Annotated in this window: 11 protein-coding genes and 2 CRISPR repeat arrays; of the genes, 8 read left to right on the top strand and 3 right to left on the bottom strand. The window is 69.2% G+C overall.

Features of this window, described 5'->3' with window-relative positions:
* Positions 1 to 1,351: 1,351 nt before the first annotated feature.
* A CRISPR array of direct repeats spans positions 1,352 to 2,356; the repeat unit is 29 nt; unit sequence GTCCGTCCCGCAGGCGCGGGGGTAACCCG.
* A 439-nt stretch (positions 2,357 to 2,795) separates the two neighbouring features.
* The 3 genes from istB to DXZ73_RS35965 all read right to left on the bottom strand — a co-directional run bounded on the left by istB (position 2,796) and on the right by DXZ73_RS35965 (position 6,690).
* The gene (istB, locus tag DXZ73_RS35975) at positions 2,796 to 3,620 is read right to left on the bottom strand and encodes an IS21-like element helper ATPase IstB (protein WP_116209007.1); all 825 of its coding nucleotides are present in this window, start codon (positions 3,618 to 3,620) and stop codon (positions 2,796 to 2,798) included.
* Positions 3,617 to 5,254, bottom strand: coding sequence for an IS21 family transposase (gene istA / locus DXZ73_RS35970; RefSeq protein WP_116209005.1), 1,638 nt, complete (start codon positions 5,252 to 5,254; stop codon positions 3,617 to 3,619). Before istA ends, istB begins: the two co-directional genes overlap by 4 nt.
* Before the next feature lie 437 nt (positions 5,255 to 5,691).
* Positions 5,692 to 6,690 (bottom strand): ADP-ribosylglycohydrolase family protein, encoded by a 999-nt coding sequence (locus tag DXZ73_RS35965; protein WP_116215108.1) that lies wholly within the window; start codon positions 6,688 to 6,690, stop codon positions 5,692 to 5,694.
* Between the two features lie 126 nt (positions 6,691 to 6,816).
* Between DXZ73_RS35965 and DXZ73_RS35960 the strand changes: the two genes are divergently transcribed.
* The 8 genes from DXZ73_RS35960 (at position 6,817) to DXZ73_RS40190 (ending at position 16,817) form a co-directional block, all read left to right on the top strand.
* On the top strand, positions 6,817 to 7,194 hold the full coding sequence (locus DXZ73_RS35960; RefSeq protein ID WP_240351835.1) for a transposase: 378 nt from the start codon (positions 6,817 to 6,819) through the stop codon (positions 7,192 to 7,194).
* Positions 7,195 to 7,331: 137 nt separating this feature from the next.
* A CRISPR array of direct repeats spans positions 7,332 to 8,580; the repeat unit is 29 nt; unit sequence GTCCGTCCCGCAGGCGCGGGGGTGACCCG.
* Positions 8,581 to 8,750: 170 nt separating this feature from the next.
* Positions 8,751 to 10,403 carry a type I-E CRISPR-associated protein Cse1/CasA gene (gene casA, locus DXZ73_RS35955; protein WP_338059167.1) on the top strand — a complete coding sequence of 551 codons (1,653 nt, stop codon included), beginning with the start codon at positions 8,751 to 8,753 and terminating at the stop codon, positions 10,401 to 10,403.
* Positions 10,403 to 10,987 (top strand): type I-E CRISPR-associated protein Cse2/CasB, encoded by a 585-nt coding sequence (casB, locus tag DXZ73_RS35950; RefSeq protein ID WP_116215105.1) that lies wholly within the window; start codon positions 10,403 to 10,405, stop codon positions 10,985 to 10,987. Before casA ends, casB begins: the two co-directional genes overlap by 1 nt.
* 2 nt (positions 10,988 to 10,989) lie before the next feature.
* Positions 10,990 to 12,258 carry a type I-E CRISPR-associated protein Cas7/Cse4/CasC gene (gene cas7e / locus DXZ73_RS35945; RefSeq protein ID WP_162890464.1) on the top strand — a complete coding sequence of 423 codons (1,269 nt, stop codon included), beginning with the start codon at positions 10,990 to 10,992 and terminating at the stop codon, positions 12,256 to 12,258.
* A complete protein-coding gene (gene cas5e, locus DXZ73_RS35940) occupies positions 12,258 to 13,034 on the top strand; it encodes a type I-E CRISPR-associated protein Cas5/CasD (protein ID WP_116215103.1) in 777 nt (258 codons plus the stop codon). Before cas7e ends, cas5e begins: the two co-directional genes overlap by 1 nt.
* Complete coding sequence (gene cas6e, locus DXZ73_RS35935) at positions 13,031 to 13,687, top strand: type I-E CRISPR-associated protein Cas6/Cse3/CasE (RefSeq protein ID WP_162890463.1); 657 nt, start codon at positions 13,031 to 13,033, stop codon at positions 13,685 to 13,687. Before cas5e ends, cas6e begins: the two co-directional genes overlap by 4 nt.
* 103 nt (positions 13,688 to 13,790) lie before the next feature.
* Positions 13,791 to 16,493, top strand: a complete 2,703-nt coding sequence (cas3, locus tag DXZ73_RS35930) for a CRISPR-associated helicase Cas3' (protein WP_116215101.1) — start codon at positions 13,791 to 13,793, stop codon at positions 16,491 to 16,493.
* A gap of 192 nt (positions 16,494 to 16,685) precedes the next feature.
* The gene (locus DXZ73_RS40190; protein WP_275898607.1) at positions 16,686 to 16,817 is read left to right on the top strand and encodes a hypothetical protein; all 132 of its coding nucleotides are present in this window, start codon (positions 16,686 to 16,688) and stop codon (positions 16,815 to 16,817) included.
* The last annotated feature ends 11 nt before the right edge of the window (positions 16,818 to 16,828 follow it).

The following is a 16,828-nucleotide window of genomic DNA, read 5'->3' as shown; positions in this document are numbered from 1 at the left end:
GTGCTTCGCGGACGGTGCCGGCGGACCATGAATCCGGCCACGGCGGACGGGCACGGTTTCCGCCGGGCGGAACGGACACCGCCCGTACGGGATCACGGCCGGCCGATCCCGTGCGGGTGGAGTTCGCACGCCGACAGCGCCACCTGCGTGCGGTTCTCGACGCCGAGCTCGGTGAGGGTGCGGGAGACGTACGTCAGCATCGCGCCGGGAGGTCATCAACCGAGACCACGGTCGGCACCTGCTCGCCGCCTGAGCGCCGCCGTCTGCCAGGGCGAAGACGGGGATCCGGCTCCTGGATACCGCTGCCTGCTCCAGGCAACTGCCTCCAGGTCGTTGTAGCGGAGTGACCGGAATGCTGCCACCTCCCAATGCCGTGGACGTTACGCTGTCCACAGCCGACGCCCGGTGTTGTACCTCCGTCCGGCTCGTACTTGGTGACGGCGACCTGGCGGGACGTCATGGACGTCGCCATGACGGTGGGCAGTGACGTAGGTCGGTGGATCGCCGTGCCACCCAAGCTCTCATGGCAGGAAGTCCTGGCACCCACGCGGAGATCGGCAGCCCGCCCGAAGCCTGCCCGACCTCTACTGGATGCACCTCGCCAATCCCGCCCCCTGGACCGTAGAAGCCAAGGCCAGCCGTCGGCTGGGGCTGACCCTGCTGCGCAATGGTCGGTGACTACGACGGCGACGGCCGGGACGGCCTCCGGGCCATCTACGCAAACGTCGACGGCAGCCTGTGCATGACACCTGGTCGACCAAGTCGGACGGCCAGTTCGGCGACGCGACACCCAGTTGGGCCAAAGGCCCAGACTTCTGGACCTACGCCAGATCCCGAGCCATCAACGGCTACTCCAGCGACTATTGACCCCGGTACAGGCTGAGCTACACGGCCCCCTGCACGAGTGAGCTGCACCGTACTGGAACGAAGCGGACTTCGGCCCGCTATCCGCCCTCGACCTGGGCCAGATGGCAGGCTGTTCGGGCCACTCCGAAGCCTCCGAACCCACATCGGCCTACAGCTCAGCCAACGCCGCTATCAGGAAGCGGCTTCAAGCCAGAAGCCGCCGACATCGGCGGCTCCCCATCCCTCGCGGCCGCCAAAGCCAGCTCGCCTCCGTGAGCGTGGAGCGGACTGCTTACCATCAGAGCAGGCGCTGGACACTACCCGCAGCCCCACCCGAGCAGATTCGGCCCGCTCGACCAACCTCTTGAAACACCCACTCGACACGAAGCCAGCACCTAAACTGGCCTGCGAGATAGGCACGCGTGATCGAATCTCCTCAACTCCACTGACCCAGCCCCTTGATAACGAAATAGCAAAGCCACTACAACGCCGCAGTTCGCGAAGGGTCCGTCCCGCAGGCGCGGGGGTAACCCGGCCCTGCCGACGCGCTCGACCAGCGCGTAGTCGTCCGTCCCGCAGGCGCGGGGGTAACCCGTGACGCTGCCACTCGGCCGGCCACGACGGGTTGTCCGTCCCGCAGGCGCGGGGGTAACCCGCCGCTCACACGCCGGCCCTCCCCCTCCGCCCAGTCCGTCCCGCAGGCGCGGGGGTAACCCGCAATCCGCATCGCCCGTTCCCATGCCTCACCGGTCCGTCCCGCAGGCGCGGGGGTAACCCGGCCGGCGGAATCGTGGCCCCCAATCTCGACCGGTCCGTCCCGCAGGCGCGGGGGTAACCCTAGGCGGCGAGCTGGGCGGAGTGCCCCGCGCGCGTCCGTCCCGCAGGCGCGGGGGTAACCCGACGTGGCCTTCCTTGCCCTTCTCGCGGATCTCGTCCGTCCCGCAGGCGCGGGGGTAACCCGGAGGAGGCGCCGTGACCGCACAGCCTGAACACGTCCGTCCCGCAGGCGCGGGGGTAACCCGCGCGTCCAGATATCTACCCCAATCCGGTCTATGTCCGTCCCGCAGGCGCGGGGGTAACCCGCTGGCGGGATGCCGTCGCAGAGGATCCGGATGGTCCGTCCCGCAGGCGCGGGGGTAACCCGTTCGCCGGCGTGCTGCCCCAGCAGATGCAGGCGTCCGTCCCGCAGGCGCGGGGGTAACCCGTCATGGGGCACAGTCACCATCACGCCCGGCCCGTCCGTCCCGCAGGCGCGGGGGTAACCCGCGGACTGCTGCGTCCGTGATGTGGTGCCGTCAGTCCGTCCCGCAGGCGCGGGGGTAACCCGCAACGGGAAGGCCGTTGCACGCCCTGCGCAACGTCCGTCCCGCAGGCGCGGGGGTAACCCGACCGGCATGGCGAAGAACGCCCAGGAGGCGTTGTCCGTCCCGCAGACGCGGGGGTGACCCGTCGGTTACGGGGTGGGAGGACACGCCCGGGACGTCCGTCCCGCAGGCGCGGGGGTCACCCGATGCCTAAGGCTCCAACTGCTGGGGTCCGCGGGCCCGTCCCGCAGGCACGGGGGTGTGTTTGTGACAGGTTCTGTTGGCCCCACTCCGACATTGAAGTTGGCCCCACTGAGGGTGTGACGGGGCTCGGGTGAGGGTCGTCAACCTGGCATCGACAAGTTGTTTTGGCCCCACCCCGAACGAGTGGGTTCCCTGGTCGGGGGGCGGGGTCGGAGCGGTAGCGTGAAGGACATCGGATCCGGACTGGACGACGGGCCCCGACACCCCGCCGGACCACAGGATCTCGACCCGTGTTCGATAGGGACCGCTGGATTCTCCGATCCGCGGTGGCCGACGAGCGCGGGCATTGGCGCGACCGGCGGAGAACGGTTCGGGCCCAACCGGGCCGAGGCCGGTGCCCCTGTAAGGGGCGCCGGCCTCGGTTCTTGAGGCGGGGATGGTTCAGGGCTTGGGCTTGCGGTGCTTCTCCTGGGTCTTCTTGAAGCGGAAGCTGTCGGTGCCGGTCTCGACGATGTGCGCGTTGAAGGTCACCCGGTCCACGATCGCCGAGCAGAGCCGGGGATCGGTGAACGTCTGCTTCCACTCCGAGAACGGCGCGTTCGAGGCGATGGCGATCGCCCGTCGTTCCTCGCGTTCGGTGAAAACCTGGAACAGCAGCTTCGCGCCGGGCTTGTCCAGGTCGAGATAGCCGAACTCGTCCAGACAGAGCAGGTCAACGCGTCCGTAGCGGGCGAGGGTCCGGCTGAGCTTCTTCTCGTCGGCGGCCTCGGCAAGCTCGTTCACGAGGTTCGCCGTGGTCGTGTAGCGGACCCGCATGCCGGCCTCGGCGATCGCGGTGCCGATCAGCAGGTGCGACTTGCCGGTGCCGGAGTCGCCGATCAGGCAGAGCGGCAGGCCCGCCTTCACCCAGGCCGGGTCCGCCAGAGTGCTGACCTGCTCGGGGGTGATGTTCGGGTTCTTCTCGAACTCGAAGTCCTCCAGCCGCTTGGGGCGGGGGAAGTTCGCTTCCCTGACCAGCCGGTTCTTCTTCCGCTCCTCCCGCTGGAGGCATTCGGCTTCCAGCAGATCAGCCAGAAAATCCTTGTAGCTGGCCCGCTCCTTGAGCGCGGTTGCCGCGATGTCCTCGAAGCGCGAACGGATCGTCGGCAGGTGCAGGGCCCGGCAGGCTTCATCGATCACGGTCTCGACGGCTCCGGCGGCCGAGGCGTCCTTGCGGGGCCCCGGGACTCGCTCACCGACGTCGAAGAGGGTGGTGGTGTCGTTCATGCGGAACCTTTCGGATGGCGGGTCAGCAGCTGGTCATAGACGTCCACCGACGGCGGAGGACGGTTGTCCTGGGGCAGTTCGGTCCGGCGGGCGGGCAGCGCCAGCAGCTGTCCGCCGGGGATGTCCACCCAGGGCGGAGGATCGTTTTCGTCGTCCTCCGGCTCGGGGTCCCGGGCGGCGGACTCGGCCTTGCGGGCCTCGATGGCCACCACATCCGTGCTGATCGACCCGGCCTTGATCGCGGCCGCCATCCCGGCCTGGACCGCCTCGGCGGGCATTCGCCGGTGCAGCAGCAGGACCTCGATCAGCGCGCGGGTGCCGGCCGCGTCCCCGTGGGCTTTGAGGGCAGCGGCCCAGAACGCCTCATGGACGGCCGTGAAGGACCCCTCGGCCCGCGCGGCGGCCAGCGCGGTCGACCCGGCCATGGCCCCGGGCTTGATCAGCAGGATCTCCAGGTAGTGGTCGAGCACGTCGCGGTATCCGTATCGTTTCGTCAGCCGCGGGTGCCGGGCGACGACGTTCCGGCGTTCGAGGACCAGCAGCTCGTTGCCTCGCAGCAGAATGCGTACGCGTTCTCCGATGAAGCGGGCGGGCACTGAGTAGTGGCACTGGCGGACGCTGATCCGGCTGGTCCGGTCGACCTTCGGCGTCAAGGTGAGGCCGCACTCGAAGTCCTCGGTCGGCAGCGGGGCCAGGGCCTCGGCTTCGATGCGGAAGTTGAAGCCGATCGAGGTCAGCTTCCCGCGCAGGATCCGCTCGTCCTCCGCCTCATCGATGATGGCGATCCGGGCATTGAGCTCCTCCAGCGAGGGAACGTCGGGAACAGGGACCAGGTGGGCCCGGCGGAAGCGCCCGCCTTCCTGCTCGACCCCGCCTTTCTCGTGAGCGCCTTCCTCACCGGGGATGCAGTAGAAGGCGTCGAAGCCGTAGTGCGAGCGGAAGGTGGTCCACCGCTCGGATTCCACCCGGTTGCGGCCGGTGCAGACCTGACGGACCGCGGGCTTGAGGTTGTCGTATCGGATGTGCCTGGTCGGGACCCCGCCCAGCACCCGGAATGCCTCCGCGTGGCCCTCCATGAACGACTCCTGGGCCTGCGAGGCGAACACGCGGTGGACGGCCTTGCCCGAATGCGACAGCCGCAGCGTGAACAGGTGGCACTTGACCGCCTCGCCGGCCACCCGCACCCACACATCCGCGAAGTCGACCTCGGCTTCCTCGCCGGGCAGGTGGTCCTGCGGCACCATTCCCTCCAGGTGCTGGCGGCCCTCACGGTCCTCCGCCACGATCTCCGGCCGCCGTTTGCGGACGTAGTCCCGCAGCGTGGAGTACGAAACCTGGTCGAAGCCGTGCTCCTCAGCCAGGCGTTTCTGGATCCGTTCGACGGTGTGCTTCTGCTTCCGCGGGGCCCTCAGATCGGCCCGCAGCATCGCGTCGATCCACTCCGCGGCCGGGTCCAGGACGCGGAACTTCCGTCTCACCGCCTTGCGCTGAGGCGGGATCGCGGAGGCCATGGCCTGGCGGACAGTCCGGCGGTGGACGCCGTATTTCGCTGCCAGAGCTCGATGTGAGAGCGACGGATCGAGACGTACGTCCCGACGGATGTTTTCGAACAGCTCGACACGCGACAGACGCACCCCGGCCTCCCGACACGGCCATGACCAACGACACGGCCTCCGACATGACCGTGAACGACGGACACACCCTGACGGGATCGGGCAGACAGCTCACACCATTCACTCGGACGAGGGCACGTCGCCTCTCACCAGGACAGGTGGGGCCAATTCAAATGTCGATCAAGCTGGGGCCAGACCAACCTGTCGGAGTGGGGCCACTGAAACCTGTCACAAACAGGGGTGACCTGCTCCTGGACGGTACGTATAAAACGAGTAGGCCGAGGAGGCTTTCAAACCAAGTGAGCCAGCGTATGACGCCCTACTGCCGCAGGGAGAACGCTGTACGCCCATTTGGCGGCAGGGAACAACGACGCCCAATGGGCCAGCAGTACGCTTCGGGCCAGCGCCACCCTCCGACTGTTCCGGGGCGGGCTCCGGCTGCTGGCTACGGTCGGCCGTCAGCTGTCCCACGCGGCGCCGAGCGCCAGCAGTTCATCCCGGTACTCGATCCGTTCCGCCCACTCCACCGGCCAGGCCTCCATACCGAGGTATGCGCCCGATAGGGCGCCAGTCAGACAGGCGATGGAGTCGGAGTCACCCGAGGTGCAAGCAGCACGCCGGACGGCGGTGACCGGCTCATCGGGGAAGAGCAGAAAGCACAGTAGTGCGTTGGCCAGTGCTTCCTCCGCGATCCAGCCCGCACCCGTCGCCAGGCACGGGTCCCCTTCCGGATCGGGCGAGCGGAGTGCCGCCTCCAACCGGTCGAGGGCTCCCAGGCATTCGTCCCAGCCGCGGGCGATGAAACTCTCCGGCCCGGCATCGTGAGCGTGCTGCCACAGGTCGCCGAGCCAGTACTCGTGGTAGCGGGTTCGGCTCTCGGTTGCGTACGCGCGCAGCAGCCCGGTGAGTTCGCCCGGCTCGGCACCCTGCGCCAGCAGATACACAGCGTGGGCGGTCAGGTCACTTGCGGCGAGCGCGGTCGGGTGCCCGTGGGTGAGGCCCGACTGGAGCTGGGCGGCTCCGGCGCGCTGTTCGGCGGTGAGATGGGGGACGAGGCCTACGGGCGCGACGCGCATGTTGGCACCGCATCCCTTTGAACCGGTGATGCTTGCCTGCTGCCAGGGCCGGTCATCCCTGCTGAGCAGTTCGCAGGCAGTGAGGCAGGTGTTGCCGGGGGCGCGGTTGTTGTCAGGGGAGCGCCACCAGTCGATGTACTCCTCACGCAGCGGCGGGACGAGGCGGAACGGGCTCAGTTGGCCGCGCCCCCGCGCGAACTGCAGGGCTCGGCCGACCGCGAGAGTCATCTGGGTGTCGTCGGTGACGAACGCGGGCCGGGGAAGGTCCATCTGCCGCCAGGGCCCACATTTGGCCAGGATCGATGGTACGTCGTTGAATTCGGTAGGGAACCCCAGCGCGTCCCCGATGGCCAGCCCGATCAATGCCCCCGTAGCGTTCATGGCGTGATTTTACGAGTCCACGACATCCGGTCTGCGGCGGAATGCCTCTAGCTGGCGCTGCAGGGTAAACGAGACTTCTTGCAGGACAACGGCCTTGGGATTGACCGGCACGTCTGGCCGTTGTTCGTGCCTCCAGCATGGGACGACCGCGGCGATCCGCGCCGGGCCCGCTGCCGGATGTCCCGAAGAAGCCGGGCGCGTGGCCAAGGGGAAGCCGGCGCTGGAGATCCTGGACGAACTCAGCCGGTGAGACCGGTGGTCGCCGACGCCGGCTACGGACAGTCGGCCGCCTCCCGCCGTGCTCTGCGCGAGCGGGGACTCGACCACGTCGTCATAGTCCGCAGTGACAAGATCGCACGCATGGGGCAGAGGCGATGCAGTTCCAACCCGCCTATGGCGGCCTGGAACTGGATCATTTCGGCGATGCGACCGTCCAACTGGGGCACAGGGCCGGACTTCTGGGCCTACCTGGGCAGATTCGGCCCGCTCGGCCACCCGTCTTGAATCACTCACTCAATGCGAAGCCAGCACCTAGACTGGCTTGCGAGATAGACACGCATGACCGAATCCTCTCGGCTCCGCCCGACCAGCCCCTTGGTAACGAAATAGCAAAGCCGCTACAACGTCGCAGTTCGCGAAGGGTCCGTCCCGCAGGCGCGGGGGTGACCCGTCTCCTGGTAGCAGATGTTCTGATCGTCGCACGTCCGTCCCGCAGGCGCGGGGGTGACCCGGCGGAGTAGCCGTCCGACGAATCCAGGCACAGGTCCGTCCCGCAGGCGCGGGGGTGACCCGGTGGCGGGCGTCGTGCTCGCCGAGGCGGTCGAGTCCGTCCCGCAGGCGCGGGGGTGACCCGGTCACCTCACGCACCTCCGCGCCCTTGCCCGAGTCCGTCCCGCAGGCGCGGGGGTGACCCGTCGACGATTCCGTGGTTGGCGAGCATGCGCAGGTCCGTCCCGCAGGCGCGGGGGTGACCCGCCCTTCGCCGACACTGATCCAGCCGCAGGACCGTCCGTCCCGCAGGCGCGGGGGTGACCCGCCCCGGACGATGGGCGGTACGACGAACACGGGGTCCGTCCCGCAGGCGCGGGGGTGACCCGCTCCTATAGATCGTCAAGCGGTCTGTGGGAGCGTCCGTCCCGCAGGCGCGGGGGTGACCCGTGGTTGTACCGGACTGCCGCGCTTCGCCGGGCGTCCGTCCCGCAGGCGCGGGGGTGACCCGCCGGTGGAGAAGGTGGGGGAGCCAGTGAAGCCGTCCGTCCCGCAGGCGCGGGGGTGACCCGTGACGGCCGGGCCTCAGATGCATCACCGGGGCGTCCGTCCCGCAGGCGCGGGGGTGACCCGTTCATCAGCGTCGGCGTCCATCGTCTGCTGGGGTCCGTCCCGCAGGCGCGGGGGTGACCCGTCGGCGGTGTAGGTGAGCTGGTCGGAGGCCGGGTCCGTCCCGCAGGCGCGGGGGTGACCCGTCGTCGCCGTGATCATCATGACCGGTCATGTGGTCCGTCCCGCAGGCGCGGGGGTGACCCGTCCTGGTACGCCGCGAAGACGGCCGCGCAGCTGTCCGTCCCGCAGGCGCGGGGGTGACCCGGAAACCGCCACGCTCATAGACAAGGCGAAGGCGTCCGTCCCGCAGGCGCGGGGGTGACCCGTCAGGCACGGTGACGCTCTCGACCTCCATGTCGTCCGTCCCGCAGGCGCGGGGGTGACCCGGGCCAACGCGGCTCACTGGTCGAGGCGTACGAGTCCGTCCCGCAGGCGCGGGGGTGACCCGCAGGTACGGCGACACCGAACACGCCTCAACCTGTCCGTCCCGTAGACGCGGGGGTGACCCGACCCCGACAGCCGCGAGGCACTGCTTGTCCTTGTCCGTCCCGCAGACGCGGGGGTGACCCGCAGGGCAAACGCTTGAGGGCCGAGCCGATTACGTCCGTCCCGCACACGCGGGTACCAGACCAAGAATCCTCCAGCCTGACGGAACATGCTGGTCAGCTCGCTCCCAAATGCGTTGTCAGTGGCCTCCGTTAGCGTACGGGTAAGAGCAATACTCATACGGAAGGATCTTGGTGATCTCCTTGAACGTCGCGGACGGGGCATGGTTACCCGTCCGCCCCGCACGCGGAGCGGAGCATGCCGATGGCGTGTACGGGCCTCCGCCTCCCTGGTTACCCGGCGGGTTGGTCGGCGGTTACGCGCAGGCGTTATCGGCCGCGCATCTGATCGACCACATCGACGTCCCGTACGAGGCCACGGAGTCGGTGGTCATGAGGAATCTCGTGGCCATGACGATGAGAGTCACGGGGCTGGACCGGGCGCGGGGGCAGGAGTGGCAGCGGTTGCGGGCCCGGGTGCTGGCCGAGGGGCGTTTCGACGCGGCCAGGGTGGAGGCCTATTTCGCCGCCCATCGTCACCGCATGCGGCTGTTCGACGATGCGTGTCCCTACCGGCAGGTCCCCGCTCTGCGGGATGAATGCAAGGACTGGGCGGCGCCGGGGAAGCTGGTGTACGGGCTGCCGTCAGGCAACAACCATGTCTGGTTCGACAAACGCGATCAGGACACCCCGCTCCCGGCCCATATAGCAGTGTGGTCGCTGGAAGCGCTGCTCGGCGTCGGCGCCGGGGGCGGCTGCGGAACGCGCAAGCCGACGGGGCACCCGGCACGGTCGAAGACCGCGGCGGGCCCGTACCGGAACACCGTCTCGTACTTCGTCAAGGGCCGGACGCTGTTCGAGACGCTGGTGCTGAACTGCCCTTCCGCCCTGCCCGCCGGCCCCGGTGAGGATCTCGCGCCGTGGGAGACCGACGCGATACCTGACCCGCTCGCCCCGGCCTTGGCCGCTCCGTCGGGCCGCGTGTCATTGCTGACCGGACGCTCCCGCCATGCCGTGCTTCTCGACCCCGCTCCCGACGGGCGTGCCATGCTACGGCTCAAACTGACCTGGGCGTTCGATGCAGCAGGGGACAAGATGCCGCCCGCTCTGGACCCCTTCCTCATGCACACGCACAGCACGGGCAAGGACGGGCGTGAGCAGATCAGGCCGGTGCCGGCCGACCCGGACCGCGCCCTGTGGCGGAACGTCGATTCGCTGATTGCACACGCGCGGCCGTCAGCGCACAGGGCAGCCGACCCCGACAAGTCCGGCAAGGGCAGCAAGGAATCCGCGCCTGTCGTGGCGCCCCAGGTGTTCACGGATCTGTCTGCCGGTCTGAGCTCGGGACCGGCGGCCGCGGTGCTGCGGGCGGCTCGGGTGCGTGCTCTGTCCTGTGCAGCGGACAAGGCGGACGACGTGCTGTGGTGGTCGGCTGACTCGCCCTGTCCCCTTTTCCGGCCCGTGGGCGATCGCACGCTCGTACCCCCCACCGTCAGAGCCGCGCACACCGACGCGGAGAACGCCTTCGTCCTGCTGGACCGGGCCACGAAACAGATGACGACGGCGATGTGCGCGGGAAACCGCGACCGAGCAGTCGGCATGCACTGGCCGGCCGACGCCCGACGGCTGTTCTGGGACCGTGCGGAGGTGGTGTTCTGGCAGGCCGTGCGCGCCGCACGCGATGGTCAGCCCTATGAACCGGGCCGTTTCCTACCCGTCGCTGTGGCCGCGTACGACGAGTCGACGGCCACAGCCACGCAGTCGCCTCGCGGCATTCAGGCTGTCGCGCGTGCGCGCATCATCCTCACCCGCCGCCCCAAGCCGTCGTCCGGAAAGGCCGCAGCCTGATGAGTGAATTACCGCCCGCGCCCGACCCGTTCGCCGGATACGACGCGTTTCTCGACGTGGTGCGCGGCCACTGTGCCACCCCGTCCGCGCGTGCCCGGCTCCGGCGTGCCGTCGCGGCTGCGACCCGGCCTGAGAGCGTGTCCGGGCGCCGTGGCACCGGAGATGCTCTGCACCTGCTGCGCGGGCTCGCCGCCGAGAGCATGCACCCGGAGCGCAAGGCCAACTACCTACTGGCTGCCGGGATTTTCGCCTGTCACCCCACATCCACCGGCAGCGCGGAGCCCGCGCCCGCCCGCTATGCGCAAGGAAACCTCGGGGCTGCCCTGGGCCGTGCGGCCCACGACGGTTGTGTGACCTCGGGACGGGCCGACAAGACCATGCGTCTGCTGACCCGCAAATCCCTCGCCGGGCTGCGCCTGGCTCTCCCCCGGGTCGTGCGTCAGCTCGACCCGCAGTTGTCGGGCCTCGACCTCGCGGTAGTGCTGTCGGACCTGAACGGCTGGCCGTTCCGCGCCGGCGCCATCTCCCGCCGCTGGTGGGAGTCCTACGCCATCGCCTTTCCCACTGTTGCCCAGGAGAACTGACCGTGCCCTCTCCCAGCCCGCTGCACATCACGATCACGACCCTGCACGAGCTTCCGCCGTCCAATATCAACAGGGATGACACCGGGGCTCCGAAGATGACGGTTTTCGGTGCCACGCCGCGCATCGCCCCGTCCTCGCAGTCGCAGAAGCGTCCTGTCCGGCTCCAGCTCCAGGACCTCTTCGACGACCCGGCCGTCCGCACCCGGCGGTTGCCTGAGCTCATCGGAGAACAGCTCGTCAAGGAGCACGGCTGGGACGACGCGTGGACCGCGACACGAGCAGGGCTCCTGGTGATCCTCGCAGCCGGCTTCAAAGGACTGAAGGCCTCGACGACAGGGCGGGGGAAGACGACCAGGTTCACCGGAGAGACGAACACGGCGCTGTTCCTCGTCGGCAACGCCCCTGCTCTCCTCGCGGCCGTGGCGGAACGGCACCGGGATCTTCTGCAGGCCGCCGGTGACAAGGACCTCACCGCCGCGGCGAAGAAGGCCGACGATGAGGGCGATCCCGCCGAGGTGAAGGGGGTGATCGGTACGATCTCGTCCACCGGCCGCGACGAGATCCGACGCATCGTGAACCGTTCCAACAAGGTCATCTCTCTCTTCGGCCGCATGCTGGCCGATGACCCCGGCTCACGCGTGGACGGCGCCGCACAGGTCGCGTTCGGTCTGGGCACCCATGCGGCGGACGAGCAGGAGGACTACTACACGGCCGTGGACGACATCACCGCCCAGCGCCAGGACCAGCCCGGCGCCGGATTTCTCGATGTCTCCCTCCACACCGCGGGCGTCCTGCGCCGCTGGGCATCCATCGATCTCAACGACCTCGCCAGGAATCTCACCGGCTCCGGCATGGACATCGATGACCCGCACGAGACCGCGCTCGAAGTGACGGCCGCGTTCCTGCGCTCCTTCGCGCTGACTCTGCCCCGCGCCAAGCGGCGTACGCACCCGGCCGAGGTGGGACCTGACCTCGTCCACATCTCTGTACGCACCGACCAGCCCATCGATTACGCCGGCGCCTGGTCCCAGCCGGTCACCGACTCCGGACAGGGATGGATGGGCCCCTCCATCGACCGCTACAACAGCTACGTACCGAAGATGAACAAGATCTTCGGTCTCACCGGCCTCGCCGCCCATGGGCACGTCACCACCGCCGACGCACCGCTCGGGAACCTCGGCGCACGGCACGACGGAGTCGACGACCTCATCGCCCAGATCGTCGGAATCGCCCGGGCAGAGCAGGCCACCCGCCGCCAGGACTCCCTGTGATGCCCGGCTTCCTCCTCCATCTCGCCGCCCCCTGGCAGGCATGGCCCGCACCCGCCCTCTTCAACACCCGGCCCACCCTGCGTCACCCCACCCGATCCGCTCTCACCGGCATGATCGGTGCGGCACTGGGCATCCGGCACGACCCCCTCACCGGCTACGCCGACCTCTCCGAGCTCTCCCCACTGCGCTACACGGTGCGCATCGACCGGCCCGGCACCCAGCGCCGTGATTTCCATACCGTCGGCGGTGGGGACTCCTCCACCGTCCACATCGGCGACGGCGGCCGCCGGGCCAACGGCAAGGGCACCCTCGTCTCCTACCGCTGGTTCCTCGCCGACGCCGCCTTCACCGTCGCCGTCACCTGTGCCGACACGGATCTCACGACCCGTTGCGCCCAAGCTCTGCGTGCCCCGGTCTTCTCCCTCCACCTGGGACGCCGGGGCTTCCCTCCGTCCTATCCGCCTCTTCTCAGAGACGGGCTCGACGACCCGGTGGCCGAGCTCGGAAATCTGCCGCTCAACCGCCACCAAGACCAGCACGGCGGCAAACGCAGCGGTCACGTACTCGTCGACTACGTCCTCGACACCGACCCCCAGGACGACGGCCCACCGCCCGCACGTGTCAACGACGTGCCTCTCCTCGGACGTCTTTTCGGCACCCGCGACGTGTGGCACCGCACCCGCCCCCATCCCGCCGGACAATGCCTCGCCCCCCGGCAGGACTGGCTGGACCGGCTCGACGCCTACCTCAACCCGGAAGGAACACCCGCACGATGACCGGCTCCCTGGCGAGCACCGTTCCTCTCTACCTCGCCCGACTCCAGCTGAACACCGCCGACCGGCAAGTGCAGCGGGACCTGCGCTACGCCCATGAACTCCACAAAACCGTCATGTCCCTGTTCCCCGAGGCCCTGGGCGAAACTCCCCGCGCCAGCGCCGGAATTCTCTTCCGCCTCGAACCCGGGCGCAGTGGGCCCGTCATGCTCGTGCAATCCGCGATCCCCGCACACCTGGACAACCTGCCCGTCGGCTACACCACCGCCGCCGACCAGCGCTCCCTCTCTCCCGTCCTCGAATGGATCGACACCGGCATCGACGTGCGCTACCGGATCGTCGCCCACCCACTCGTAGCCCGCTGTGTCCCCGGCCGCCGCCGCTCCACCACCGTCAGCCTCGAGGGCGAGGAAGCCGCCGACTGGTGGATCCGCAAAGCGGAATCGGCCGGCCTCGACCTGCACGGCGGAGGCACCGGCCACCCCGTCCCCGTGATCACCGGCCGCAGCATCCACCACCGGCCCGTCCACTTCGACGGCACCGCCACCATCACCGACCCGACCGCACTGCGGACCGCACTCCTCCAAGGCATAGGCAAGGGCCGAGCCTACGGATGCGGCCTGCTCTCCCTGGCCCCTCTGCCCCCGCGCAACTGACAGCCCAAGTCCTGGTGTCCGTAAGGGCCCAAGTACGGACACCAGGGCCCGGCGAACACCACAGGCACCAACCACCACGACCACGGACGACGAAAGACAGGCCATGGACCTTCCCGACCCCCGGATCGCGGGAAAGCAACGAGGGCTCCTCCCCCCGGGAACCACCTACCCCCTGGGATGCCATCTGGCCGACACAGCCGCGATAGCCGGATCCTTATGGGACGCCTTCCTCACCCCGGCACAACGCCGGTTGATCGCCGACTCCTGGGCCGTGGACGCGGAACACGCCCGCACGCTGCTCATGCTGGCCGCCGGCCTGCACGACCTCGGAAAGAGCACGCCGTGCTGCCAGTACGGCCAACTCCAGCTCCCCAGCCTGGGCGAAGGCTTCGCACACGCAGCGGACCGTGAACCCCTCCCACACGCCTACGCCTCCGGAATCACTGTTCCTCAGCTCCTCACCCGGCTCGGCTGGGAACTCGACGACGCGGCCGTCCAGCTCGGCCAGATCGTCGCAGGACATCACGGCAACTTCCCCGCCATGCCGCCCGCCTTCGAGCTGGAGGACCCGCACGACCTCGACACCCGGCTCGGCACCGGCCGATGGGACACCGAACGCACCGCCCTGACCCACCTGATCCACAGCCTCATCGGCCACCCCTCGCCGCCCCACCGCGCAGCAGATGTGCTGCCGGCCGCCCTCGTCGCCGCCGTCGTGGTCCTCGCCGACCGGCTCGCCTCCCCCACCCGAGCCGGCCAATGGGTAAGCGCCCGCCTCGCCGAGTGGCGACAAGACCCCCACTGGCAACGGCACTACCAGCGCGCCGTCTCCCAGGCACCCAACACCGTGGCAGCCGAAGGCCTCACCCCGGCCCACTGGGCACCCCTGCGCACCTTCACCGACACCTTCCACGTGACACCGCGCCCGCTCCAGCACGACGTCGCCCAACGGCTTCCCGCACTCGCGCAAGGCCCCGGGCTCCTGCTCATCGCCGACATGACAGGCAACGGCAAGACCGAAACCGCTTTCTACGCAGGCCGCCTCATGGCCGAAGCCGCCGGCTCATCCGGCCTTGCCGTCCTGCTGCCCACCCGCGCAACGGCCGAAGCGATGTACCTGCGGCTCCGCGACTTCGTCCGGGACCAGACAACACCCGCCGCACCGGTCACACTCGTCCACGGCACCGCATGGCTCAACACCGACTACAACCCCGACCACGGCACCGAAGGACACGGCACCTACCCCACCGAGTGGATGCGACAACGGCTCCTGGGCCTCCTGGCCACCGGCGGCATGGCCGCCACCTGGGACCAAGCAGCCCTCGCCGCCCTGCCCACCGCCCACAACGCCGTACGGCTACTGGGCCTGTCCAACAAAACAGTCATCATCGACGAAGCCCACTCGTACGACGCTTACGGACAGACCATCACCCGCGCCCTTCTCGCACTCCTGGGCGCCCTGCGCGTACCCGTCATCCTGATGTCCGCCACCCTCACCACCGCGACGGCCACCACCCTCGCGAACGCCTACCTCACCGGAGCCGGCCGACCAGAAACGAATCAGCTCGAACTGCCCTACCCGGGCTGGGCCTACATCGACGCCACCACCGGCAGGCCTCACGTCTCCAAAGCCCTCGTCAACCACGAGCGGGAACGCTCCCTCCTGGTCACTCACCAACGCGTCCGCTACGCCCACGACCCCACCGTGCCCACAGGCCGGGCCGCACAACTCCTCGCCCAGCTCCGCCCGCTCACCGGACACGGCGACGGAACAGTCATGATCGTCTGCAACACCGTGGACGACGCACAGCGCACACACCGGCTACTGGCCCCGCGCCTGGCCACCGGCATCGGGCTGCTCCATGCCCGCATGCCACGCTGGCAACGCGACCACACCACACAACTCCTCCAACACCAGCTCGGCCGCCACGGCCACCGGCAACCAGGCCCGTTTGTCCTGATAGCCACACAAATCGCCGAGCAATCGCTGGACGTCGACTTCGACCTCGTCATCAGCGACCTCGCCCCCATCGACTACCTGATCCAGCGCGCCGGACGCTGCTGGCGACACCACCGCCCCCGTCCCCCGTGGGCCTCCAGCCCACGCCTGCACGTCCTCGTACCCGCCGGCCCTCTCCCGCCGCCGCACTGGGGCACCAAACCCGGCGTCTACTACGGGCACCTGCTCCAGCAGACCGCGGCCGTCCTCAGCCGCCTCAGCGAAGGACGGCTGCACGAGCCCGGCGATGTACAGCACCTGATCGAGACCGTCTACGCAAACGACAGCGCCTCAGGCGCAGGGCAGGACCGCATCACAGACGAACAACTGCGCACCCAACTGGCGGGACTCGCGACCGTCCCGCACCCCGTCGACCTGCAGACCCTCCACGATCTCTCCAACGCCGCCGGGCTCAACACCCGCACCGCGGCAACACGACTCGGGGCCGACGGCAGCCTGGCCCTGCCCGTCTGGCCCGACGGCGACGGCCGCCTACGGCTCCACCCGGCCCTTGGCGCGAACATGTGCGGATGCCCGGACGGAGACACTCTGATTCCCGCCACGATCAACCGGGGCGACCGCGATATGGTCCGTCGAATCCTCGCCCACACCGTCCCCCTCCCCACCAGAACGCTCGACCCCACCGATCCCACCACCCGGCCCCCGGACACCTGGCAGGACATCGGCCCCCTCGCCGACCTCCGCCTCCTCCCGCACACCGGGACTCCAGCCTCGTACCGCGGCCAGAACGGCACACTCAGCCTCGATCCGACCCTGGGGATCAAACGTCGACAACCCGCCTCCTGAGCCTCTGACTTCGTTCACGGAAGCTCGTGGAACCCAGCTCCGAGAAGCAGGACACGACCCTGCACGTCTCGTACACCCTGCCCGTGCTCGAAACGGGGCTGCCCCCCCACACGGAGTAACTGACCGCGCTCCGGCACCGGATCGGTACCTGGTTGCCAAGGCAAACGCCGCCGCACCAGCACCCTGCACGACATGGCCCGCCACGCCGTCGATCCGGACAACACCCGGCGTCCGTGGACGCTCTCCGGGGAGTTGCCCGCGGCCGCCGACCGAACCGCCCGCACCGCAAAGCGTCCTGCGGCACCCGGCTCCGACCACACGTGAACCCCGACTGC

Origin of the sequence: Streptoverticillium olivoreticuli subsp. olivoreticuli (genome assembly GCF_003391135.1) — a bacterium.
GTDB lineage: Bacteria > Actinomycetota > Actinomycetes > Streptomycetales > Streptomycetaceae > Streptomyces > Streptomyces blastmyceticus.
The sequence above is the reverse complement of the archived record's forward strand: the minus strand, read 5'-3'. Positions and strand labels throughout refer to the sequence as shown.

Bases quoted from the DNA above. Each gene is read 5' to 3' on its own strand.
- istB (WP_116209007.1), bottom strand. From the start codon at position 3,620: ATGAACGACACCACCACCCTCTTCGACGTCGGTGAGCGAGTCCCGGGG.
- DXZ73_RS35965 (WP_116215108.1), bottom strand. From the start codon at position 6,690: ATGAACGCTACGGGGGCATTGATCGGGCTGGCCATCGGGGACGCGCTG.
- casB (WP_116215105.1), top strand. From the start codon at position 10,403: ATGAGTGAATTACCGCCCGCGCCCGACCCGTTCGCCGGATACGACGCG.
- cas5e (WP_116215103.1), top strand. From the start codon at position 12,258: ATGCCCGGCTTCCTCCTCCATCTCGCCGCCCCCTGGCAGGCATGGCCC.
- cas6e (WP_162890463.1), top strand. From the start codon at position 13,031: ATGACCGGCTCCCTGGCGAGCACCGTTCCTCTCTACCTCGCCCGACTC.
- cas3 (WP_116215101.1), top strand. From the start codon at position 13,791: ATGGACCTTCCCGACCCCCGGATCGCGGGAAAGCAACGAGGGCTCCTC.
- DXZ73_RS40190 (WP_275898607.1), top strand. From the start codon at position 16,686: ATGGCCCGCCACGCCGTCGATCCGGACAACACCCGGCGTCCGTGGACG.